Origin of the sequence: Thiothrix fructosivorans (assembly GCF_017349355.1) — a bacterium.
GTDB lineage: Bacteria > Pseudomonadota > Gammaproteobacteria > Thiotrichales > Thiotrichaceae > Thiothrix > Thiothrix fructosivorans.
The window spans coordinates 111,817-135,188 of record NZ_JAFMPM010000006.1 but is presented as its reverse complement, the minus strand read 5'-3'; the positions used below and the strand labels follow the sequence as shown (position 1 = coordinate 135,188).

Here is a 23,372-nt window from a genome sequence, read left to right as displayed (position 1 = left end):
CCAGCCGACCCCCTATGACTCACAATAGCACCAAGCCGCTTGTTCTCGTTGACGGTTCTTCCTACCTGTTTCGTGCGTTTCACGCGCTGCCGCCGCTGACCAATGTGCATGGCGAACCCACGGGCGCAATGCACGGCGTGCTCAATATGCTCGATAAGTTGCGCAAAGATTATAACCCCGACCACATGGCGGTGATTTTCGATGCACCGGGTAAAACTTTCCGCGACGACTTATACCCACAATACAAAGCCACGCGCCCGCCGATGCCAGAGGATTTGCGCTGCCAGATTGAGCCGTTGCTGACGATTATTCGGGCGCAAGGCTACCCGTTACTGATTATTCCCGACGTGGAAGCCGATGATGTCATCGGCACGCTAGCGCAGGAATACGCAGGCAAAGTGATCATTTCCACCGGTGACAAGGACATGGCGCAATTGGTGGATGAACGTGTGCACCTGATTAATACCATGAGTGGACATTACGCGGATCCTGCTGGCGTGTTGGAAAAGTTTGGGGTCGCGCCGGAACGCATCCGCGATTACCTCACGCTGATTGGCGATAGTGTGGATAACGTGCCGGGGGTGAATAAAGTCGGCCCCAAAACAGCGGTGAAGTGGCTGCAAGAATACGGCTCGTTGGAAAACATCATGGCGCACGCTGACGAGTTCAAGGGCAAGATTGGCGACTACTTGCGTGAAGCCTTGGCGCATTTGCCGCTTTCGTATGAGCTGGTGACGATCAAGTGCGACGTGGCGCTGGATTTGCAGCCGGAAACGCTGGCGTTTAATCCTGAAGATACTGAAACCTTGCGCGAGTTGTATGAGCGGTATGGGTTGCGGACGCGCTTGGCGGCACTTGGCAGTGCCGTTACCCCCCATCCTAACCTTCCCCCGCAAGGGGTGAAGGAACAAGAAGGTGTCACCGGCGACCTCTTTGCTCCCTGCCCCCCTTGCGGGGGAAGGGCTGGGGAAGGGGGGAAGAGCAGCGGCAACGCTGCTTACACTTGCATCCTCACCCAACCCGACCTCGACACTTGGCTGCACCGCTTGCAAGCCGCTGGTGAATTCGCTTTCGACACCGAAACGACCAGCCTCAATTACATGGAGGCGGAAATCGTCGGCGTTTCCTTCGCGATTCAGCCTGGTGAAGCGGCGTATTTGCCGCTTGCCCACGATTACCTCGGCGCACCCCCGCAACTCAATCGCGAAGCGGTACTCGCGCAACTTAAGCCCTTGCTGGAAGACCCCACGTTACGCAAGATCGGGCAAAACCTCAAATACGACCGCAGTGTACTGCTGAATCACGGCATTGAACTGCGTGGCATTGCGCACGACACCATGCTCGAATCCTACGTGTTGGATTCCACAGCCAGCCGCCACGACATGGATACGCTGTGTGCCAAGCACCTCAACCACACCAATATTAGCTTTGCCGACATTGCAGGCAAGGGCAAAAACCAGCTTACGTTCAATCAGGTGGGGCTGGAAGAAGCCACGCCTTACGCTGCCGAAGATGCCGATATGACCCTGCAATTGCACCAGTATTTCTGGGCGCAACTGCAAGCCTTGGATGCACAGCGCAAGCTGTATGAAGCAGTGGAAGTGCCGCTGGTCAGTGTGCTCTCCGACATTGAGCGCAATGGCGTGAAGGTCGATGCCACTTTGCTAGCCATCCACAGCAAGGAGCTGGAAACGCGGATGCACACGGTCATCTTGCAAGCTTACGAAGCAGCAGGGCAGGAGTTCAACCTTGCATCACCCAAACAATTGGGGGAAATCCTCTACACCAAGCTGGGTCTAACTGCGCCGCGCAAAACCCCCAAGGGGCAGCCGTCTACCGCTGAAGATGTGTTGGAGGAATTGGCGGAAATGGGGCATGAATTGCCTGCGCTGATTTTGGTGCATCGCGGTTTGGCGAAACTTAAATCCACTTACACCGACAAATTACCGGAACAGATTAATCCGCGTACTGGGCGGGTACACACGTCTTACCATCAGGCAGTGGCTTCGACGGGGCGGCTATCGTCATCTGATCCGAATTTGCAGAATATTCCGATTCGTACTGAAGAAGGGCGGCGCATTCGCCAAGCCTTTGTCGCGGAGGCGGGGTGCAAGCTGTTGGCGGCGGACTATTCGCAGATCGAATTACGGATTATGGCGCATTTGTCGGGTGATCAGGGCTTACTGGACGCGTTTGCGCAGGGGTTGGATGTGCATCGTGCCACGGCGGCAGAAGTGTTTGGCGTGGTATTGGATGAAGTGACGACGGAGCAACGCCGTGCTGCTAAGGCGATCAATTTTGGGCTGATTTACGGCATGTCCACGTTTGGTTTGGCAAAACAGCTTGGGGTGGATCGTAAAGACGCGCAAGCTTACGTGAATCTGTATTTCGCGCGTTACCCCGGCGTGAAGCAGTACATGGATGACACGCGTGAACAGGCACGGGCGCAAGGCTATGTGGAAACGCTATTCGGGCGTCGCCTGTTCCTGCCCGACATCAAGTCCAAGAATGCGGCGACGCGCCAGTATGCGGAACGTACCGCGATCAATGCGCCGATGCAGGGCACGGCGGCGGATATTATTAAGAAGGCGATGCTTGCGGTGGCAGCGTGGTTACGTGACAGCGGTTTGCACACCAAAATGATTATGCAGGTGCATGACGAATTGGTGTTTGAAGTGCCGGAGGCGGAGCTGGACACGGTGCGAGCGCAAGTCATTGCGCTGATGACGAATGCTGTCACGCTAGCCGTTCCCTTGGTGGTGGATACTGGGGTTGGTGCTAACTGGGACGAGGCGCATTAACGGCGATAAGCTGCGTATCCGTTGGGTATTTCTGGTAGATTATGAGGGCGAGGATAATAATCACCACGAGGAGGCGTTTTCATGAAACTGCATTACCTATCTCGGAGCGTATTGCTCGCCTTGACCTTAGTAGGGGTTGGGGCGTGTAGCCAATCGAATGAGTCCGTGTCGACGGATACGACCACCACGGGGGCAGCCGTTGCCCGTTTTGACCCTGCGACGGGGCAGATTCCCCAAACCAATGATCTGTTATTGCTGGGGACGCAGGATGGCACGTTAAACATTCCCACCACGACGATCACCAACGCGGGTCAACTGGGTTTGATCAATACGTTGAATACGTTGGATGGCTTTGGGTTAACTGCGCCGATTGCGGCAACGTTTGGCAGTGGGCTGAATGCCGCATCCCTGCAAGTGGGGAGCAGTGTACGCGTGTTTGAAGTTGCAAAGGATGCTGCGACGCAAGCCATTACAGGCGTGACCCGTGAATTGACGGCAGCAGAGTTGTTCGCCACCGCAGCAGGCACACAGCAAGAAACGCTGACGTTATTACCGCTAAAACCGTTGAAGGAAAGCACCAGTTACTTGGTGGTGTTGACTAACGCCATCCGTGGGACAGATGGTTTGGCGGCGGCGCGAGACGTGGCGTATCAAGCCATGCAGGGTACAACGCCATTAACTGGGCAAAATGCCTCCTTAGAACCCTTGCGTCAACTGATCAATAATCAGGAAACTGTGGCAGTAAGCCAAGGCGTAACGCGTTCCTCCATCGTGTTGAGTTGGAGCTTTACCACGCAATCGGTAACGCCCGTGTTGAATACGCTGGTCACGCAAGCAAGTGCTAGCCCGATGCCCATGTCGCCTTCAGTGGGGGCAACCAATGCGTTTGTGCCAGCGCTAGCAGGCAAAGCGAATGTGCATCTGGGGACATTGGCTGTGCCGTATTACCTGACGGCACCGAGCAGCACGAATCCTACTGCGCCGCTCTCGACGTTTTGGACGGGGGCGAGTGGCGCTTTCCTGACCCGCTTTAACGCTGTACCTGTCGCCACGGGGGCGCAAACCATTCCGGTGTTGATGAGTGTGCCGAATGCGCAAGCGTTGGCGGGGGCAACCCCACCAGCGAGCGGTTGGCCGGTGGTGATTTTCCAGCACGGCATTACCCGTAATCGTGAAGATTTGTTGGCAGTGGCGGATACGCTGGCGGATGCGGGGTTTGTCGGCGTGGCGATTGATTTGCCTTTGCACGGCGTGACCGAGGCAACTGATCCGTTGCGGGCGGATACGAATGCGGCGTTTGCGACCGATACCGAGCGCACCTTTAACCTCGATTTGCGCAATAACGCCAGCGGGGCAGCGGGGGCGGATACCTTAGTGGATAGTTCGGGTACGCATTTCATCAATTTAAGCAGTTTGCTGACTTCGCGGGATAATATTCGCCAAGGCATTGCGGATTTGTTGGTGTTGCGGCGTAGCTTGGGCAATGTTGGTGCTGTGCCGTTGGATGCCAGTAAGGTGGGATTTGTGGGGCATTCCTTGGGCGGTATTGTGGGCACGGGGTATTTGGCGGCAGAACCGCTGGTGACTCCGGCTTCTTTGGTTGCACCCGGTGGCGGGATTGCGCGGTTATTGGATGGCTCTGCCAGTTTTGGCCCCGTGATTAAGGCAGGGTTAGCGAGCGCGGGGCTGACAGCAGGTACGCCGGATTACGATACCTTCATGGCAGTGGCGCAAATTGCGCTTGATCCGGCTGATCCGGTGGTGTTGGGCGCAAAAGCCGCCGCGACGCACCCGCTGCATGTGATTGAAGTGCTGGGTGATCAGGTGATTCCGAATCGGGTAGCGAATGCGCCATTGTCGGGGACAGAAGCCTTGGCGAGTGTGATGCCGTTACGTAGCATTACGACTACAACAGCGGCTGAAGATGGCATGGTGCGCTTTAACAGCGGGGTACACGGCTCGTTGCTTGACCCGACCAGCAGTTTTGCGGCAACGGTGGAAACGCAACGGCAAGTGGCGGCATTTCAACTGGCTCGCGGCACCGCGATTAGTATTGGGGATAGCAGCGTGATTGCTCCGGCAACACCGTGAAAAGCGGGCGGGGATATGTCCATAGCCAGTGTGAGTATTGACACTACCCGCCCTTTTGTCATTTCATTGCTATACCCGATTAAATTACTAGGCAATTTGAGGAGACTGACAATGAGTGTAGAAATCCCTGAACGTGACGGCGACGGCTACTTGCTGAGCATGGACAACTGGACACCGGAAATCGGCAAAGCCATGGCAGAAGCCGACGGCGTGGAACTGACCGATGCGAAGTGGGAGCAAATCCTGAAAGCCCGCGAATATTACGATGATCAAGCTGTCGTACCGCCGATTCGTAAGTTCTCTAAATTCATTAATATGGATCAGAAAGAACTGTTCGCGCAGTGGAAAACCGGGCCGATGAAGCCGATTACCAAATACGGTGGTCTGCCTAAGCCGACGGGCTGCGTGTAAGCAGATGAGCGGGGCTAGGCAACTTGCCCCGCGCACCAACCGGATGCCCACGCCCACTGAAAGTTATACCCGCCTAACCAACCCGTTACATCGACGGTTTCCCCAATAAAATATAACCCGGCTACTTTTCGTGCTTCCAGCGTTTTGGAGGATAGCTCTCGGGTGTCAACGCCACCGAGGCTCACTTCGGCGGTACGCATTCCTTCTGTGCCTGCGGGGGTTAATTCCCAGTTGTGCAATTGTGTCGCAATCGACTGAAGCAGTTTGTCGCCGTATTGCCCCAGTGGACGATTGGGGAACAGGGTTTCGCACAAGCGTTGCGCTAAACGGTTGGGGAGCACGTCTGCCAAGACGGTTTTTAGCTCGGCTTTCGGGCGTTGTTTTTGCAGGGTTTGTAACCACGCCAGCGCATCTTGCCCCGGTAGCAGGTCAATGTGTACCGCTTGCCCTTGTTGCCAATACGAGGAAATTTGCAACATGGCCGGCCCGCTCAAGCCACGGTGGGTAAACAACATCTGTTCACGAAAATAGCCTTCCCCACAACTGACCGCAATCGGTGTACTCACGCCCGCTAAACCAGCGAATAACCCTTCCAGCATGGTTTGTGTCAACGTAAACGGTACGAGGGCAGGGGTGAACGGGATATTTTTTAGACCAAACTGTTTTGCAATGCGTATGCCACTATCGCTTGAACCCATGCGCGGAATCGAGGGTCCCCCTGTGGCAATGACTAGGGATTGGGTGCGGATTTGCTGCCCTTGCATGGTGTGCAGATGGAAGTGCTCACCGTCGTGGACTAGCGTGTCGATCTCGGTATTGAGTTGCAAGTTCACTCCAGCATCGCGGCATTCTTCCCAGAGCATCTCGACGATAGCAGGGGCTTTTTGATCGCAGAATAGTTGCCCTAGGGTTTTTTCATGCCAGCTTAGGTCGTGCTTGCGCATCAAGTTGAGGAAATCTTGTGGGGTGTAGCGTGCCAAAGCGGATTTGCAAAAGTGGGGATTTTGCGACAAGTATGCGGCGGGGTTAACGTGAAGGTTGGTGAAATTACAACGCCCACCGCCGGAGATGAGGATCTTTTTACCAATCTTGTCGGCTTTATCGAGCAGCAAGACGCGCCTCCCGCGTTGTCCAGCGGTCGCTGCGCACAGTAATCCGGCAGCACCCGCGCCGAGGATGACGACATCGTAAGTCGCTAAGTTATGATTTAAGGTTTGCATGGGTGCATCTTGACATCCTCCCCTCCCTGAAGAAAGGGGATTCCTACTGCATTCAGCTAAATAGCTGACTTACTTCGGCGAGTTCCTGCTTCATCGAGCGGCTTAATACCGCATCTCCACAGGCTAACAAGCGGTGTCCCCGCTCTTTAACATTGATTGCGCCAACATGATCGGCGTGATTTTCATAGTGACACTTCACGCACACAAATCGCCAATGCCTGCCGCTGATTTGGACATATTCCGTACCTGCAAATCTTCGACGAATACGAGCGCGTGGTTTTGGCTGATCCTGGTCGTTGCTTTGTGCAGGAAATTGCGGTGGGCATTGGCGAGTTTCGCTTGTTGGGTTTGCAACTCACCCAACACCTCGCGGCTGTTGCGGTAGCAAATCCAACCCAGTTTGGGCAGGAAAACGCGGTTGTTGCGCTGATCGAGCTTGATTTGTTTGGCATCGCGAAATCCTGTTCTCGCTTCCAAACGGGAAGCCATGCCGCCATCGCTACATAGTTGATGAACTTTTCACCCGCCGCATGGTTAGCCTGTTGCAACGCTAACGCCTTGTTGTAAACAAACCGACCCGAACCCGCATAACGGCACAGATTGCGCTGTTGCTCGCCGCTGGGCTTCAGTTCGTATTTAAAGGCTTGGAGTCGTTGCATGGTATTAAAGATAGACTAAAATTCTTGTTTTACGTGCCTGAATTCGTAGTAAATGCGTGTTTCAAGCGATAAAAAAGCCCGCATAGAGCGGGCTTCGAGAATTCCTTCAATCGTGGAGCTGATCACCAGTGAATGGTGACGGTGCGTCTCCCCCAGCGCTTCGCGTCGCGGGGATCTTTTCCCATGTAAATATCAATTTTTTTGCGCCAGCGCGGGTGCATTTTATCTAGAACCTCGTATTCACCTTCGAGACCTCTGATTTTGATTTTGTCGCCATGTGCTAAGCCATGTTGCTTGAGCAAATCGCGTGAAACGGCAATGGCTTTTCTGCCCGGTGTCAGTTTGTCGCCCCATGCGGCGATGTTTGGAGTACTGTCGGTTTGCTTAGAAACCGAGTTATAGGCGGTAGCGGTTACCTTTAGGCTGTTAGGCCGCTTCTGCCCAGCGGAGGCGATTCCAACCATACTAATGGTTAGAAGAACCACTGTGAGAAGACGTTTTACAGTAAACATAAATTAACCCAAATATTTGATTTCAAAAATAAATAACTAAATTTGATTGAAGGAATTCGGCGGAGATTAGCATATTCAAATATACTAATGAAGGAAAAGTTGCGTCAGAAGAGACGAATGGTACTGATTGGTGGATGATTTACGACACTAATTACCTTCACTGTATCCATACAACAACATACTATCAGGACTCGGAGTGTATAGGAGCATTTGCCATTTGTCAGGTTTTTGGTGATAAAATGTTCTGAGGGCTGTTGTATTAATCAATAGCAGTTATTTATATTCATGTTAAACAATGACTTGTATATGAACTTGGCATTAACCGCTTCTTTATTAGAATTTTATATATTTAAATTGTAGTTATATTTATGAATAAGCCTATTATTATTACAACGTTGAATGCCCGCTATACCCATGCCTCGTTGGGTTTACGCTACATTTTCGCGAATTTGGGTGAGTGGCAAGCGCACGCAAAAATCATGGAATTTACCATTACTATGCGTCCGTTAGATATTGCAGAGCAATTATTAAGCGGTAAGCCGCGTATCATTGGGCTGGGTGTTTATATCTGGAATATCACGGAAACGACGGCGTTGGTTGAACTGCTTAAATCCCTTGATCCTGATGTGGTTATTGTCTTGGGCGGCCCGGAGGTGAGCTATGAAACCGAACAACAAACGATCACGCGATTAGCTGATTATGTGGTGACGGGGGCTGGTGAGGTGAGTTTTCGCCAATTATGCAGTCAACTATTAAATCATCAGAAGCCGGTGCTTAAAGTGATTAAAGGGGAACAAGTTCCCTTGGCGCAACTGGTTTTGCCTTATTCTGAGTACACGTCGGACGATTTGGCGACGCGTTCAATCTATGTAGAAGCCTCACGCGGCTGCCCGTTTAAGTGTGAATTTTGTCTATCGGCGCTCGATAAAACCGCATTGCCGTTTGAGCTGAGCCGCTTTTTAGCCGAAATGGAGCAGCTTTGGCAGCGTGGTTTGCGTCAGTTCCGTTTCGTTGATCGGACTTTTAATCTGAAAATTCAAACCACCATTGCGATACTGGATTTTTTTCTGGAACGCTTGGATGTCGACACGTTTCTGCACTTTGAATTGATCCCCGATCATTTGCCAGAAACACTGAAAGAACGTATTACGCGTTTTCCTGCGGGTTCGTTACAGTTTGAGATTGGTATTCAAACGTTTAACCCAGCAGTGCAGGCGTTGGTGAGTCGTAAGCAGGACAATGCCAAATCCGCCGAGAATATCCGTTGGTTGTGCGAGCATTCCACCGCGCATTTGCATACCGATTTGATTTTTGGGTTGCCGGGGGAGGATTTGCAGAGTTTTGGCGAAGGCTTTGATCGTTTGATCGCGCTGAAGCCGCACGAAATTCAAGTGGGCATTTTGAAGCGCTTGCGTGGCACACCGATTATTCGGCATACCGAAGCGTTTGGAATGGTGTATAACCCGCAACCACCGTACAACATTTTACGCACGGATCGGGTGGATTTTGCCACGATGCAGCAGATGAACCGTTTTGCGCGTTATTGGGATATGATCGCGAATTCGGGGCGCTTTGGGCAAACGTTGCCGCTCTTGCTGGGGGATGCGCCGTTTGCGCGTTTCTGGGCATTGACGGCGTGGATTTATGCCGAGGTGCAGCAAACGCATAAGATCGCTTTGCCGCGCTTGTTTGTCTTGGTGCATGGGGCAGGGGTGACGCTCTTGGGCATTGACCGCGCCGTGTTGGAAGATACTTTGCTGCAAGATTATGCGTTGACGGGTCAGAAAGGGCAGATTCCCTTCCTGAGTGAAGTGCGCAAGAATTCGCATAATCCGTATCTGGTCGGGGCTAAAAGCGGCAACCAGCGGCAGTTGCGTTTTGTGACGCAGGAAGAGTAGCGGTTTGCTTTAATGGCTTTTGCTGCACACTTCCTTGGCGAAGGTGGGGTAATCGACGATTTTGGCACTTTCGCAGGCAATTTTGCAGCGCCGTTCAAAGGATTCGGCGACAAAACCGGGGTGTTCTGCTACCGCTGCAATACCGCGTATTAAGTGACCGGGGAAGCTGCTTTGGGGATCACGACAGCTTGCATCGGCTTCTTGGTATTCTTTGCAAGAGCCTAATACTTCGTCGTAGAGCCAGCGGCAATTTTCTTCGCCCACGAAACTTTTCGGCACAGTATCCAGCTCAATGCCGAAAGTATTGCCTTGCAAGACCGCAGTTTTGTGCTTACCCGCTTGGAAACCTAGATCAAGAATTAGGCGTTCACCATCCACGCTGAGTTTTAGGTCTTCGGGATCAGCGGTAAAATCAGAGTGGGTAATGATTTCTGGTGCTTTATCTTTATCCAACAGCAAGAAGTAAAATTGGTTTTGTGGACAAGCTGTGCCGCCGCAATTTGAGCCAAATAACACCACATCGCGGGCATTTTGTTTGATGTATTGATGCAATGACAGGTAAAAGCCTTCCTGTTGAAAAATGTGTTTTCCCGCCAAGGTCAGCGCGTCGGGAGGCATATCCGGTTTACTGTGGGTGATGACTAATTTACCGAAGCGTGTTTCGAGGGCTTCATCTTCTAAGGCTAAGGCTTGTATATAGGTTTCCAGCACGGAAACGTGTTTAGGGGCAGGGGTTGGATCGACGGTTTGATCGCAGCCTTGCAAAGCAAGCAGTAAACTGCAACAACCGATTAAACCGATCTGTGCTAAATATTTCATCACGGCATTAACAATCCTGTGGGGCAAGAGCAGTTTTGAATACTAAAGGATACCCATCAACTCGGCAATTCTTTGCTGGTTCAGGTGTTTTACCCCTGATAAGCGTTAATCTGCTAGGATTTATTCTATCGTCGTTGTTTACTTTCTGATAAATTGCCGCTAGTCAGTTGAATTGAAGGGGAAAATAATTATGTCCGCATTGGACTTAGCAGAATATCTGCGTTTACGTTTACGCGCGTTGCGTTTGACCACTACTGAAGCGGCAAAACGTTCGGGAATTTCACGGCAAACATGGCATAAATTGCTGCGTGCCGAGATTGGTGAAGCGCGTTTATCCACCTTGATACAGGTAGCGGATACGTTGGAAACGCATCCACTGAGTATGTTGCGTATCTTTTTTAATGGACGCGAAGTGACCCAAGCGGCGCATCGCAGTGGTGACACCCGTTTTGTTTCGGGGTTTATCGCGGATGTGACCTACCCGGATAATAGTACGGTGCGTGCCGGTGAAGTGTTTGAAAAAACATGGGAAATCGCTAATGTCGGCACGGAATCGTGGGTGGGTTGGCGTTTGCAGTGTATGGATGTTCCGGGTACATCACCTTTACAGCCTGTGGATAATAGCATTGCGATTCCCGATACGCCGTCTGGGAAACACGTACAGTTGAGCGTGCAATTGCGTGCGCCTACGTTGGCGTGTAACGCTATTTCGCAATGGAAATGCGTGAATGCGGCAGGGGATATTGTGTTTCCACGGCAGGCGGGCTTGTACTGTATGGTGACTGTGCTAAAGCCGTGAAACCGCTACTATCTGCACCGGGTGTTTTTAACCCGCTGGACTTTGTAGCCGCGTTGTTTCAAGCTAATACGTTTGATGAAGCCTTCGCCGTTTATACACGGTGTGTGCAGTCTCTAGGGTTTGAGGGTGTTTTATACACCTTCATCCCTCAGTTACATTTACAGTCAGGGCTGCCACTCGCTCCGTTGTTTATTACCTCAGATACTTATAATCCGCATTTTCTCAAACACTATCAAGAGGCAGGGTTTGAGAAGCATGATTTTACTATCAAAAAAATAACCCAAGGAGAAACCCACGTCATTGACTGGTGGGTAGAAGCTAGAAAACCCGAGACCACTGCTCCAGAACGTCATGTTGTGATTACTGCTGAGCAAGACTATGGCATTAAACATGGTTTATCGTTACCGCTGGTGGGAGCGGCGGGTTTTGGCGGTGCGAGTATTATCAGTGCCGAAAAAGACGCGCTTTACCAACGGCTGCTAGCGACGAACTTGTCGACTTTGATGTGTTGTACGCAGATTTTTCATGAGCATGTCATGAGTAAGCCCGCCTTACGCGCCTTTTTTCTAGCAGCATTGCTGGAACAGCTTAGCGTGAAAGAGCGCCAGCTTTTGCCTTTTCTGATCACGGGTTTGCCGATGAAAATCTTGCCGAAATATTTGCCGGGTATTTCTCAGAAATACGGTGAAAAATTGCTCGAAAGTATCCTGAAAAAGTTTGGAAGCATCAACAAAGCCCAGTTGCTGTATTACCTCGGTTTGCTCCAGTTGTTGGATCAGCGCTAACAAGGTTCATCCTAATGCTTGTCAAGGGTGGAAATTTCCACCTTGATACCGTTTGTCCAAAGTCTGATACTCAGTCCATGTACACTTGTCATTGAGGGGTGACAACATGTCAGCATTGGATTTGGCGCAGTATATGCAGTCTCGCACAAAAGTCTTGGGATTAAGTGTAAAAGAAGCCGCCGAGTATTCCGGTATTTCCCGGCAAACCTGGCATAAGCTGATGGTCGCCGACATCAAGGAGGCTAAACTTTCCACCCTGATAGCCGTCGCGGCGGCCTTGAAAACCACCACACCGGACTTATTGGCGATTTATTCCCAATCCACTCAGCGTGCGTGTGGCACGGTTTGGCCGGAAGGTTATCGCCCGATTTTGTCTGAAACCTCATCATCGTTCATCTAAATAAGCCTGTTTTATGGAATAGTGCTTGACTGTCTACCATGAATGGGAATAAATTCCCATTCATGGACAAAACACTACGCCTCGCTTTTTACCGCATCATCAAAACCTTGATGCGGATTCTGTACCGCAAAGGGGTCGCCCTTGGCGATTTCACTCAATTGGTCAAGCAAGCGTATGTCGATGTGGTCGAACAAGAGCTAGCCCGTGGCGGTGAACGCGTGACGACTTCACGCGTGGCGGCGATTACCGGCTTAACCCGCAAAGACGTGGCAGTATTGCGCGAACGTGAAGCGACCGAAACCAGCCAGCGTTATAACCGTGGCGTGCGCGTGTTGACGGGTTGGTTACATGATGCTGAATTCGTGGATGCGAGCACGGGTCAACCAGCGATTTTGCCGTTTCGGGGGGAGCAGGGCAGTTTCGAGCGGCTGGTGCAGCGTTACAGCGGTGATATGTCGAATTTTGCGATGCTCGAAGAAATGAAGCGTATTCAGGTGGTGCGCGAAACGTTGGACGGCAGCAGCGTGGAATTGCTTAGTCAGGTCTACCTTCCGCAAGGCGATGAGGGCGAAAAAGTCGCGTTGCTAGGGTTGGATGTGCCGCTGTTGATTAGCACCATCGACCACAACTTAACCAGTCGTAACCCCCAAGACCTGCGGTATCAGCGCAAGGTCAGTTACGACAATTTGCCTATCGAAGTCTTGCCCGAATTCCGCGAATTTGTGCAACACGATTCCCAACAATTGTTGCTGCGTTTTAATGCGTGGTTATACCGCCATGACCGTGACAGCAATGCCGATATAAAAGGCACAGGACGAATGCAGGCGGGTGTCGGTATTTATTATTTCGAGCAGCCCGTGGATGTGGAAAAGGATGCGAAACATGAAGATTAAGCGCGTGCTGGCAACGGTATTCAGTGCGGTATTACTCAGCAGTTGCGTGGAAAGTGCGTTAACGCTGGTAGAAGGCGGCATGAGCGGCACGGGTATTTCCAGCGGGCGGATCACCGGCTTTGGCAGTATTTACGTCAATGGGGTGCGCTATGACGTGGATCAAGCCACGTTTTACCGTGAGGGCGAGTTGGTGAGCGGGCAAGCGGCATTCAGTGTCGGCGAATTCGTCACGGTGACAGGCGTACCCGCAGAAGATGGCAGTACCAGCATCGCCACGCAAGTGAGCTTTGAGAGCTTATTGGTGGGTGAGGTGACGGCGTTTTCCAGCGATAACGTCAGCCTGACGGTGATGGGGCAAACGGTCACGACGGATGACTTGACGGTATTGCACGGTTTCACGCAATTAAGTGCCTTACAGCGGGGCAATGTGGTGGAAGTGTCGGGCGTGCGTGATGCGGCGGGGATGATTACGGCTTCCAGCGTAACCTTGCAGCGGGATCGCTACGCCAACGATGGTGCGTTGTTGAAGCTGGCGGGGACTGTGAGTGGTTTATTAACGGCGCAAACCACATTCCAACTAGGCGATGTGGTGGTGGATTATGCCACGGCGCGGTTGGAAGGTTTTACAGCAGGAACAAGCCTGAGCAACGGTGTGTTTGTCGAGGTGGAAAGCCGTGCAGCTTTGCAAGGGCAGCGCGTCATCGCCACGAAAGTGCGCGTGAAACCCGTGCGGACGGATTATCCTCAAAATACCCGCTTGGAAATGGAAGGTGTGGTGACAGCATTGGAATCAAGCAGCCGTTTCACGCTCAATGGGCAAGCGGTGGCGACCAGCAGCAGTACGCGTTTTGATGGCTTATCCGCCAGCGGCATTGTGTTGAATGCGGGTTTGGAAGTGGAGGGTACGATGGATGCCAGTGGCGTGTTGCAAGCCACGCGGGTGGCGTTGCGCCATGCGAAAGATACGGCTGGGGTGCGCTGGCAGGGGGCGATTACGGCGATAGATGCGGCGCAAAAAACCTTCAGCTTATTGGGTAGTACCTTTGTGGTCGATCAAGCCAGCATGTTGCTGGGGGATCGCGATGCGCTCAATCATCAAAGCACGACGGCGTTTGCGCTGTTGAATGTGGGTGATACGGTGGCCGTGGATGCGTTGTTGCAAGCCGACGGTACGCTGCGGGTTTTGCGTTTGCAAGGCGGCATGTTGCCTTTGATGCCCCCTAAGAATACGAATGATGACTTGCTTCCGCTGGTGCGTGAAGCGGGTCACTAACCGAATCCTCAGCGTGAGTTGAGGTATAAAAAAACCCAGCGTTGCAGCGCTGGGTCAACTAACACTTACCCGTGTTGGGTAAGGCTTTTGAAAAATGTTTGGAGCAATAACGATGAAAACGAATACTACTCTGTCTTTACTGGTTGCTGGTGTCCTGCTGTCTGCCTCTTCTCTGGTACTGGCGGCTCATGCTGGTATGGCTGAGTACGACACCGACGCTAACGGCACGGTGACGGCTGAAGAAGCACTTGCGGGTAAAACGGCTGATTTTAATACCGCTAATACCAATACCAACGACGACCTAACACTGGCTGAATTTGCAGGCTTGGAAAACATTATCCAGACCCGCCGTGTCAACGCCGCGTTTACTAAGATTAACACCGACACAACCAGCGACATTACCTTGGCTGAGTTTACCGCCACTGCGACGGGTACAGCAGCCACTTACCTGACCAACGTATTCAATTTGGCAGACAAAGACGCTAATGCTGTGCTGAGTGTAGCAGAATTCACCGAATTGCAAAGCAAGGGCAGCAACAGCGGCATGTGGGAATTTGCGCGTTTGGATACCGATGCGAACAAGCTCGTGTCACTAGAGGAGTTCACTGTAGTGCCAGTCGCCCCAGCCAACGCTGGCATGGGTGGTGGTGCTAAAGGCGGGAAGGGTGGTAAGCATTAAGCCTTCACGACTGGCATAACATTACCGTTGAGAGTAGGGGGGGCATCGTGATGATGACTCCCCTGTTTGTTGTGCAGGCTGGGAGGATGAACTTACAAACGTTGCAGCAATTCGGCTTTCTTGCTGGCAAATTCATCTTCACTGATCACGCCTTTTTGCTTGAGGTCGGCAAGGCGTTCGATGAGCGCAAAAATATCACCGCCCTCGTTTGTGTTGAAAGAGAGCTGCGGGGCGGCGGGTTGAAACGGTTGCTGCACAGGCTGCGGTTGCGGGGCTACGCCGTTAATCGACACGATGGGCAATTGATCCACCGTCAGCGTGCCGTATTGGCTGCTGAAAGTCAGCGAAGTACTGCCACCTTGCTGTTGCGAAACGCCGCCGATTTGATGATCCAGCGTGTTATAGATCGTGACTTGCCCGCTGATGTCGATGGCTAAACGGCAACTGCTGGGGAAGTAGGCGTAGCGCACGTTGTTTTGCCCACCTGTCGAAGCAGCCATGCCCAGATCATCCGGCCACCAATTGCGGTTGCCCTGCTGTTGTGGTTGGGGGACGAAGAGTGCGTTGGGCTGATTCAAGAGGTTGGATAATGCCTGACACAAGCCATCCACGGTCGATTTCAGACCGTAGTTGAACATATCACCCACCATCGTCATGCCGCCCTGCATCCATTGCCCGCCGCCGCCGAGTTCGGGGTGGTAAAACTGCGCCATCGTACCGTTGCCATTCATGACGGCGTAGAGCAGCGTCGTTACCGCATCGTTGGAGACACCGTAGCGTTGCGCGAGGTTATTGATAGCGTTTTGACCGTAATCGGTGAGCGTTTGCATGAGATTTACTCGTCTTGTGGTGAGTCGTGTTTGAGGAAGTGATCTAATTGCGCGTAGGTATTGTCTAACCATACCCGTAACCGTTGCCGTTCCGGTGTGTTCATCAGGTCGCGGTTATTGGCGGCTGCCCAGAAGCTTAGGTCATTGAAATCGACTTTTTGCACCAATTTGGGGTGTAGCTTGCCCAATGTCATGCAATAGGCATTGCGTTGCTGCGCTTTTTGGAAAATGGGCGATTTCTCGAAGATGTCAAAATTCTCACCGCGCCCCATGTTCTGTACCACAATGAACTGAATGGCTTGCTGGGGATAGCTTTCCAGCGTTTTGTCCAGCAGGCTCATCGCATCCGCGCCATCATCCATAACGTGCCAGAGAAATACTTGATGCCCCATTGCGGTGAAAATACCGAAGACATCGCTTTCCTTGAGCCATTGCCCCAGTCGCGAGGCGGTTTGAGCAGCGAGGTCGATAATCAGATCGTGATCGGGGTGTGTTTCCGCGAGGGTGACGATATTATCCAAGCTGTCGTAGTCATCGACCCGCAATGGTGCAGAGAAGTCTTTGTAAAAGCGGGAAAAAGTCCCATGAGATTCGTCCGCATCAAACCCCATGAACGGGGTGGCGTTGTCGATGAAATATTGTGCCAGCACGCGTGCGGTCAGTGATTTGCCTACGCCGCCTTTTTCGCCGCCGATGAAATGTACCCTACCCATTATTGTCTCCGTGATTGTTGGTGGTTGAGTGATTTAGTATGCAATTTCTAAGCCAGTATTGCTTGGCAAGACAAAAGGACACCGTAAACCGTACCGTAAATCGCAAAAACAAAAAAGGGCTGCATCTTGTTGGATGCAACCCTTTGTTTTGTATGGTGGGACATGTGCGACTCGAACGCACGACCACCTAATTAAAAGTCAGATGCTCTACCGACTGAGCTAATGTCCCGTGAGAGAGCGCTATTATAGGGAAAGAAATGCGGCTGGCAAGTCTTTTTTTCAGCTTCGGTTAAACTTTTTCAAGTTTGCGCAACGATTCGGGCAAAAGTCGCAAATCTACCAGTCCGGTGATTAAGGCTTTGCCAAAACTGGCTTCGTCTTCGTACATCATTTGGTAGAACTGTACCTTCATCGTCAACACGCTGCCTACCACAATGCCCGCAAATGCAATGAAAGAGCCAACCGCTAACGTCGATACGCCGGTAATCGCTTGTCCAACTGTGCAACCCATCGCCAATACGCCGCCCACGCCCATCAGGATTGCACCCAACAGATGATTGGCAACATCTGCTTTGGAAGAGAACCATTCGATGCGGAAAGTTCGCGTCAGCAACGCCCACACGAACGAACCTGCCGCTACCCCAAACAATGCCATCAAACCAAATGTCAGCAAGCTGCTATTGAAGCCACCCGCAGCATAACCGACGGCTTGCCCCATGGGGTTAATGAAGGTAAACGATTGCGAGCCTAACGCTGCTCCAAGCGCCGGTTTGCCTTCCTCAGATTCAGCGAGCATGTCCCATTCGCCGTAATATTGCGTCAGCGGATAAGGTTGATCATCCACCATCACCACGGTATTGCTGGTGACGTACCACGCGGCTAACACACACAAACCCACCGCCATACCGCCCACGGCAAAATCGCTACTGCTGCGGAAGTCTTTGGATTTGAAGGCTAACCAGATCAATACTGCGCCAAGGAGCAAGCCAATCACCAAACGTGCCATGACAGCATTGCCTTCCCCCGCCACGACGCTGCCCAAATCCTGCGAGTTCCCCAGATTAAGTGCCAGCGGATTCAGCCACGGGTAGAACAATAGTGAATACAAGGTTTTATCCGAACCGGGGAACGGGTTCAGCATGAAATACGCCACCACGCCGATGATTAAAAACACGATGATGGATTTCAGATTGCCCGCGCCGATGCGCACCAAACACTTATTGCCGCAACCGCCTGCGATGGTCATGCCAATGCCGAACAGGATACCGCCCAGCAGATTTTCTGCCCAAATCAGTTGTCCGTTACGGTAAGGGGGGTAAGAACTGTTCAGATTGACCAGCCCCAACATTTCCAGAACCACCACACCCAGCAATGCCACGCCAATCGCCAAACCCCACGCACGCAAGCGCCCGGTGTGTTCCATATTGATCCAATCGGAGATTGCGCCCATCGTACAGAAGTGTGTTTTATTGACGATTGCCCCCATGATGAAGGCAATCACAAAACCCGCCATCAGCAAAAATGACTGCGCGGATGCAAAATTATCAAACGTCATAACCTCTCCTCTAACTGTAGTGTAGAGGCGATTATAGTTTGAGAAATCGCAAAAAAGAGCGATCTATACCTTCAGAGTAGTATTGCCTTGGGCGCAGTGAATTTCCTGTGCCAACTTCACGCCTTCCGGTTTGGTTTGCGCGGTAAGCCAAATTTGACTGATCACCCCTTTGCTGGTTTCGGTCAGGCTTTGCAGGGTATTATTGGTACGTTCGGGGTCAAAGAACGCGAATGGCTCATCCAAGAACAGCATTTGTTTATCGGTTTTGGTGGCATCTGCGAGTGCATTCGCCAGCGCAATTCGCATGGCTAGCGCGACTTGGCGTTGTGTTCCCGTGGAGATTTCATTGAAATCGAGGAAGTCACCTTTTTCTTCCGACAATAATTTCAGGCTGAATTCAGGGGTGATTTCCAGTGATTTGTAATGGGCTTGGGTGAAACGTTGCAGCAATTCGGGGCAACGCGTTTTCACCAATTGATTAAAGCGTGCAATCGAATGGCTGGCATCGCGCTTTAACAGATCCAACGCGGTAGCCGTGACGATTTGCTGACGGTGTTCGTATTCCAACGCGTCTTCTTGTTGGGTGACTAAGGCTTGTAACTGGGCTTTGTGGGCGAGTTGTTGCTCGGCGGTATGAATATCAGCATTCAACCAGTCCACGTATTCTGCCATTTCCTTGTTACGGTTAGCCAGTCCCACGTTCAGCGTATCCGCCGCACTGTGCACGTACAAGGCTTTGGCTTTGTACTGGCTGGCTTGTTGTGTCCACGCAGGGATGGAAGCCATATCAGGGTGGGTGGTGCTCGCTTCTGGCCATTCGACGTGCTTGCCGACCAAATAATCAGTGCTATCGGTGGGTAGCACACGGTTAAGGGGTTGCGTACAGGCTTGGTAACTTTCTTCAAACGCTTTACGCAGGTGTCTGGCTTGATTGTGCAAAGGGCGTAAATGGCGCATTTCCACATACCACCCGTATACCAGCAATACTGCTCCGCTCAAGGCGGTGACAGAGGCTAAGCGAATAGCGCTTCTACCGATGAAATCCAGCGTAGACGAAGCCACACCGCTCAGCAGTTTGTTGCCCCATTCGGGCGTAAACATCAGGAACAAGCCTACGACTAAAGCGACGAGGAATACCAGCAACGTCATGAGTGTCCAGCGCCCAATTTGACGGCTGCGGTTGTCAACCCGTTGGAATGTCTCTAAATTATTGGGGTAAGCCAGCGATTCTTTGTCTAAGCGTTGCCCCAGCAGGGTGAGTTGTTGCTGACGATCTTGCAAATCGGCGCTGATGGTTGTGAAGTGCGGCAGTTGGGTTTCATCAATGTGCAAGGTATCGACGGCGTTGGCAGTATGCTGCCGTCGTGCCTGCAATTCCTTCAGGGTTTGCACGCGTTCTTGTTGTTCGCGTTCTAATTGCGCACTGATGTTGGCGTGTTCTTTCAGCCCCGCAATCGCTCGCAGGTTGTCGCTGTCACCATCTTTGGCGCTGCTGCTTTGTTGCCCCCAATAAAACGCTTTGGAAAACGCCTCGTAGTAATAACCAAACAAGGCTTTCAGTTGGCGTTCCACGCTTTCGGGTGTATCCGCGAGGGTGACTTCTTCCTCGGTGGAAAATAGGGTCGCCGCCACATTGCCGTCGCTGTCAATCGAGCGAATCAAGCGGTATTCATGCCCGCGATGTTGCAAGCGCAAAGCCACACTAGCTTTGTTTGCGCCCCAATGAATCAGTTTCGCGGCATCTTCGGCGGGGACTTGATCGGTGCGCCCAAACAGACCGAACTGGATGGCATCCCCAATGGTGCTTTTGCCGGATTCATTGCCACCGATTAACGCGATTAAACCTTGGTTTGGCAAGTTGTCGAGTTGCAGGTGCGCATATTTACGGAAATTGTCGGCAATAACAGAGGTGATGATCATGCTGCTTACTCCATGTGCCGCGTGGCTTCAAGGCGGTCGATCACTAATTTGACCGCATCCACGTACACTTTTGGGTCAAAACCATCGGCTTTGTCATGCGTTGGAAAGTCTTGTTGGCAGAATTCCATGAAGCGCCGAGCAGCGGCTGTTTTTAATGGCGCAGGCGCAATGGCCTGCATCAGATCAAGGGTTGGGGCTGGTTTAGGGCTTTTCTTGCCGAACATGCGCATCTCCGCTGTTATTTAATCGTCATCCATGCCCGATAACTATATGCAAAGATGCGCAATTTTGCTGGAGAAAGGTGTCGGCATGATTAAAAAAAGAGGGGCTAATGCCCCTCAGTTTTCATTTTGTCGAGGCGTTCTTGCGCCATTTTGACGGTTTCAGCACTGTCTGGGAAGAAGCTGATCACGTCTTTTAAGGTCTGGCTGGCCTTGTCCCACTCTTTCAGCTCATAGAAACTGTAACCGAGTTTGAGCGCGGCATCTGGGGCTTTATCGCTGCCTTTGTGTTCCTTTAGCACTACCAAAAACTCTTCAATCGCTCCTTTGAAATCCTTTTCAGCATACAGCGCTTCACCCACCCAATACTGCGCACTGGGGGCGAGGGAGCTTTTCGGGTATTCCTTGAGGAACGAACGGAATTCCGGTACGGCTTCCTTCGGATCTTGCAGCAAAGTTTGGAAAGCATGATCGTAAACCGAACGTTCATCCTGTGCAGGTGCAACTTTGTCTTTGTCGCCCGTGGTGCTGGCACTGGAAGTGGCGCTCGCAGGCGGGGTGCTTTCCGTTGCTTTTGCCGTGTCCGCTGGTTTGTCTGTCGGCTTGTCCTCTGGTTTATTCAGCGGTGTTGCCGGGTTTTTGTCATCGGACTTGCCCGTGCCGTAGCTGTAAAAACCATTCGGGTCTTTATCCAGCGGTTTATCAGCTGGTTTGTCCGCTGGTTTATCTGCCGTGATACTGTCGGATTTAACCGCCGTATCAGCTGGTTTATCCGCAGCGGTGTCTTGCAGCTTTTCCAGCCGGTCATCGACTTGCTGAAAGTTTTCCTTCTGACTTTTACGCATTGTTTCCAGTTCGTTTTGCAGCTTTTCGTTATCGCCTCTGAGGTTGCGCAATTCCTGCTCCAGATCATTGACCCGTTGCAGTAATTGTAAAGCCGCTTCATCAGGCATTGGCTCTGCCCACGCAGGCATAGCCAACACGGTAGCTACCAGAGCGCTCAAGGCGCTGCGGCTTAGCTTGTTTTGCATTGCATTATTCTCCGGCGTATTTGATTTCGACGCGGCGGTTCTTGCCCCACGCGCTTTCATTATGCCCGAAAATCGCTGGCACTTCTTCCCCATAACCGATGACTTCCATCTGATTACTGCTCGTGCCTTTGACCTGCATGTAATCTAACACGGAGTAGCCACGGCGTTCGGAGAGGGCGACGTTGTATTCGCGTGAACCGCGTTCATCCGCATGACCTTCCAGCCGCACACGTAGGTTAGGGTAAGCACTCAGCAAGGCAGCATGGGCATTCAACACGCTCATGTATTCCGGTTTGATCTCAGAACGGTCAAGGTCAAAGTAAATGACGCGTTGCGCCAGAATGCTGCCAGGGTTGCGCAAATCGGCGGGAGTGTATTGCCCGCTGCCTGTGCCATTGCCGTAGCCGCCGTTCCCATAGCCATTGCCATACGCGCCGCCTGTACCACCCGTGCCGCCTGCGCCGTTGCCGCCACCTGTGCCATAGCCGTTACCGCCTGCACCACCAACACCGCCCGTGCCACCTGCACCAGCGGTGGGAACTTGTTGGCAACCCGTCACACTCAGTGCGGCTACCAATACAGAAAAGGCTAATACTTTCAGTTTCATAACACTCATCTCGCTATTCATTAATCAAGATAGGGGGACCACGCGGGGTCGCGTACATCACCCGCCTGAGAATACAGGCTTTGGTGGGCTTTGCCGTTGTCGCTTGCCACCGCCAAGGAATTGCGCCCACCTGCGTCGGTGGCGTAGAGCACCATCATGCCATTCGGGGAAATGGCGGGTGAATCATCCTGAGTCCCGCGTGAAATGGTGCGTTCCTGTTTCGTTGCGGCATCCATAATGGTAATGCTGGAGCTGCTGCCGCTTTGGCGCACCATTGCCACGGCATTGCCTGCAATGCTTGCGCCAGCGTTATACCCACCGCTGAATGACATGCGGCTTTCGCCACCGCCACTGGCAGAGGTTTTATACAATTGCGGCTGCCCGCTGCGGTCGGAGGTAAACACGATCGTGCCACTGTCCGCCCATTGTGGTTCAGTATTGATGCCGCGTGTATTGGTGATTTGACGTGCGCCGCCACCGCTTGCACCCGCCACCACAATATTGTAATTACCGCGTTCCGCCACGCTATAAGCAATGGAGCGTCCATCTGGCGACCAAGATGGCGAAGTGCTGGAACGGGTTGGGTCGGAAATGGTGCGTTTGCCACCCGACGCGAGATCTTGAGCGTAAACCACGGGGCGTCCGTTTTCATACGATACGTAGGCGACTTGCTTGCCATCGGGCGACCAACTCGGCGACATCACCGGTTTTTGGGACGACACGATGGTTCGCGGGTTATAGCCATCTGCATCCGACACGATCAGTTGGAAGGTTTGTTTGGTTGCCGGGCCATTCGCCGATACGTAGGCAATGCGTGTATCGAATGCACCTTTCACGCCGGTAAGTTTTTCAAACACCAAGTCAGCGGCTTTGTGTGCCATGCGGCGTTCATTCGGGTGCGCCGGAATGCGGAATGAGCCAACCACTTGCCCGCTATTGACGTTAATGAGCTGGAAATCCAGCCCACCGGCTTGGCTGCCCACCACGGCGTATTCTGCACCTGCCGCACGTAGCGCATCCGGCGTAACGCCACCGCCCGCCCGCGCAGGGTCGATCAGCGCAAAGCGTCCGCTGCGTTGCAAGTCGGCTTCAATCACTTTAGCTAAAGGGCCGAACGGCGCAACCAGCAGGCGCGTCCCGTCGGTGGACGCGTCACTGTCGATGTGAATGTGCAATTCTTCTGCCTGTGTCATGACTGGGAATAACACGCTGGCGGATAACAGGAGGGAGGTTAGTAGTGTTGTTTTCATAACTG

Annotated in this window: 23 protein-coding genes, 1 tRNA gene and 1 pseudogene; 10 read left to right on the top strand and 15 right to left on the bottom strand. The window is 52.3% G+C overall.

Annotated features, from left to right (window positions below; all coding sequences use genetic code 11):
* Window positions 1-14: 14 nt before the first annotated feature.
* The 3 genes from polA to J1836_RS03820 all read left to right on the top strand — a co-directional run bounded on the left by polA (window position 15) and on the right by J1836_RS03820 (window position 5,303).
* Entirely contained in the window at window positions 15-2,801 is a 2,787-nt protein-coding gene (polA, locus tag J1836_RS03830) for a DNA polymerase I (RefSeq protein WP_207249768.1), read from the top strand.
* An 81-nt stretch (window positions 2,802-2,882) separates the two neighbouring features.
* A complete protein-coding gene (locus tag J1836_RS03825; RefSeq protein WP_207249767.1) occupies window positions 2,883-4,892 on the top strand; it encodes a lipase in 2,010 nt (669 codons plus the stop codon).
* A gap of 111 nt (window positions 4,893-5,003) precedes the next feature.
* Window positions 5,004-5,303: a TusE/DsrC/DsvC family sulfur relay protein gene (locus J1836_RS03820; RefSeq protein ID WP_207249766.1), complete on the top strand. Its 300-nt coding sequence runs from the start codon at window positions 5,004-5,006 to the stop codon at window positions 5,301-5,303.
* 14 nt (window positions 5,304-5,317) lie between these two features.
* Here J1836_RS03820 and J1836_RS03815 read toward each other — a convergent pair whose 3' ends face one another.
* The 5 genes and pseudogenes from J1836_RS03815 to J1836_RS03800 all read right to left on the bottom strand — a co-directional run bounded on the left by J1836_RS03815 (window position 5,318) and on the right by J1836_RS03800 (window position 7,694).
* Window positions 5,318-6,523 carry a BaiN/RdsA family NAD(P)/FAD-dependent oxidoreductase gene (locus tag J1836_RS03815; protein WP_207249765.1) on the bottom strand — a complete coding sequence of 402 codons (1,206 nt, stop codon included), beginning with the start codon at window positions 6,521-6,523 and terminating at the stop codon, window positions 5,318-5,320.
* Between the two features lie 52 nt (window positions 6,524-6,575).
* Window positions 6,576-6,722, bottom strand: coding sequence for a hypothetical protein (locus J1836_RS03810; RefSeq protein WP_207249764.1), 147 nt, complete (start codon window positions 6,720-6,722; stop codon window positions 6,576-6,578).
* Window positions 6,719-7,000 (bottom strand): transposase, encoded by a 282-nt coding sequence (locus tag J1836_RS21430; RefSeq protein WP_242632718.1) that lies wholly within the window; start codon window positions 6,998-7,000, stop codon window positions 6,719-6,721. Before J1836_RS21430 ends, J1836_RS03810 begins: the two co-directional genes overlap by 4 nt.
* A gap of 50 nt (window positions 7,001-7,050) precedes the next feature.
* Window positions 7,051-7,182 (bottom strand): annotated as a pseudogene (locus J1836_RS22050) (helix-turn-helix domain-containing protein); the annotation flags it as partial.
* A 122-nt stretch (window positions 7,183-7,304) separates the two neighbouring features.
* Complete coding sequence (locus tag J1836_RS03800) at window positions 7,305-7,694, bottom strand: 3D domain-containing protein (RefSeq protein ID WP_207249762.1); 390 nt, start codon at window positions 7,692-7,694, stop codon at window positions 7,305-7,307.
* Between the two features lie 368 nt (window positions 7,695-8,062).
* Between J1836_RS03800 and J1836_RS03795 the strand changes: the two genes are divergently transcribed.
* The gene (locus J1836_RS03795; protein ID WP_207249761.1) at window positions 8,063-9,592 is read left to right on the top strand and encodes a B12-binding domain-containing radical SAM protein; all 1,530 of its coding nucleotides are present in this window, start codon (window positions 8,063-8,065) and stop codon (window positions 9,590-9,592) included.
* Window positions 9,593-9,601: 9 nt separating this feature from the next.
* On the opposite strand, the gene J1836_RS03790 is transcribed toward J1836_RS03795, so the two are convergent.
* Complete coding sequence (locus J1836_RS03790; protein ID WP_207249760.1) at window positions 9,602-10,414, bottom strand: hypothetical protein; 813 nt, start codon at window positions 10,412-10,414, stop codon at window positions 9,602-9,604.
* A gap of 187 nt (window positions 10,415-10,601) precedes the next feature.
* Between J1836_RS03790 and J1836_RS03785 the strand changes: the two genes are divergently transcribed.
* From J1836_RS03785 to J1836_RS03760, 6 genes are all read left to right on the top strand, one after another.
* Window positions 10,602-11,210, top strand: a complete 609-nt coding sequence (locus J1836_RS03785; protein ID WP_207249759.1) for an NBR1-Ig-like domain-containing protein — start codon at window positions 10,602-10,604, stop codon at window positions 11,208-11,210.
* Entirely contained in the window at window positions 11,207-11,995 is a 789-nt protein-coding gene (locus tag J1836_RS03780) for an autoinducer binding domain-containing protein (protein WP_207249758.1), read from the top strand. Before J1836_RS03785 ends, J1836_RS03780 begins: the two co-directional genes overlap by 4 nt.
* Window positions 11,996-12,101: 106 nt before the next feature.
* Window positions 12,102-12,395 carry a helix-turn-helix domain-containing protein gene (locus tag J1836_RS03775; RefSeq protein WP_207249757.1) on the top strand — a complete coding sequence of 98 codons (294 nt, stop codon included), beginning with the start codon at window positions 12,102-12,104 and terminating at the stop codon, window positions 12,393-12,395.
* A 62-nt stretch (window positions 12,396-12,457) separates the two neighbouring features.
* Window positions 12,458-13,288: a DUF6502 family protein gene (locus tag J1836_RS03770; protein WP_207249756.1), complete on the top strand. Its 831-nt coding sequence runs from the start codon at window positions 12,458-12,460 to the stop codon at window positions 13,286-13,288.
* Entirely contained in the window at window positions 13,278-14,561 is a 1,284-nt protein-coding gene (locus J1836_RS03765; protein ID WP_207249755.1) for a DUF5666 domain-containing protein, read from the top strand. The genes J1836_RS03770 and J1836_RS03765 overlap by 11 nt, the downstream gene beginning before the upstream one ends.
* Window positions 14,562-14,673: 112 nt before the next feature.
* On the top strand, window positions 14,674-15,240 hold the full coding sequence (locus J1836_RS03760; protein WP_207249754.1) for an EF-hand domain-containing protein: 567 nt from the start codon (window positions 14,674-14,676) through the stop codon (window positions 15,238-15,240).
* A gap of 92 nt (window positions 15,241-15,332) precedes the next feature.
* Here J1836_RS03760 and J1836_RS03755 read toward each other — a convergent pair whose 3' ends face one another.
* From J1836_RS03755 to tolB, 9 genes are all read right to left on the bottom strand, one after another.
* Window positions 15,333-16,070 (bottom strand): SHOCT domain-containing protein, encoded by a 738-nt coding sequence (locus J1836_RS03755; protein ID WP_207249753.1) that lies wholly within the window; start codon window positions 16,068-16,070, stop codon window positions 15,333-15,335.
* A 5-nt stretch (window positions 16,071-16,075) separates the two neighbouring features.
* Complete coding sequence (locus tag J1836_RS03750) at window positions 16,076-16,783, bottom strand: P-loop NTPase family protein (protein WP_207249752.1); 708 nt, start codon at window positions 16,781-16,783, stop codon at window positions 16,076-16,078.
* Window positions 16,784-16,936: 153 nt separating this feature from the next.
* Window positions 16,937-17,012, bottom strand: a tRNA-Lys gene (locus J1836_RS03745).
* A gap of 60 nt (window positions 17,013-17,072) precedes the next feature.
* Window positions 17,073-18,338, bottom strand: coding sequence for a YeeE/YedE family protein (locus J1836_RS03740; protein WP_207249751.1), 1,266 nt, complete (start codon window positions 18,336-18,338; stop codon window positions 17,073-17,075).
* A 63-nt stretch (window positions 18,339-18,401) separates the two neighbouring features.
* Window positions 18,402-20,258 carry an ATP-binding protein gene (locus tag J1836_RS03735; RefSeq protein ID WP_207249750.1) on the bottom strand — a complete coding sequence of 619 codons (1,857 nt, stop codon included), beginning with the start codon at window positions 20,256-20,258 and terminating at the stop codon, window positions 18,402-18,404.
* A gap of 5 nt (window positions 20,259-20,263) precedes the next feature.
* On the bottom strand, window positions 20,264-20,482 hold the full coding sequence (locus tag J1836_RS03730; protein WP_207249749.1) for a hypothetical protein: 219 nt from the start codon (window positions 20,480-20,482) through the stop codon (window positions 20,264-20,266).
* Window positions 20,483-20,586: 104 nt separating this feature from the next.
* Window positions 20,587-21,510: a tol-pal system protein YbgF gene (gene ybgF / locus J1836_RS03725; RefSeq protein WP_207249748.1), complete on the bottom strand. Its 924-nt coding sequence runs from the start codon at window positions 21,508-21,510 to the stop codon at window positions 20,587-20,589.
* A 4-nt stretch (window positions 21,511-21,514) separates the two neighbouring features.
* A complete protein-coding gene (gene pal, locus J1836_RS03720) occupies window positions 21,515-22,117 on the bottom strand; it encodes a peptidoglycan-associated lipoprotein Pal (protein WP_207249747.1) in 603 nt (200 codons plus the stop codon).
* Window positions 22,118-22,137: 20 nt separating this feature from the next.
* Window positions 22,138-23,367 (bottom strand): Tol-Pal system beta propeller repeat protein TolB, encoded by a 1,230-nt coding sequence (gene tolB / locus J1836_RS03715; RefSeq protein WP_207249746.1) that lies wholly within the window; start codon window positions 23,365-23,367, stop codon window positions 22,138-22,140.
* Window positions 23,368-23,372: the final 5 nt, after the last annotated feature.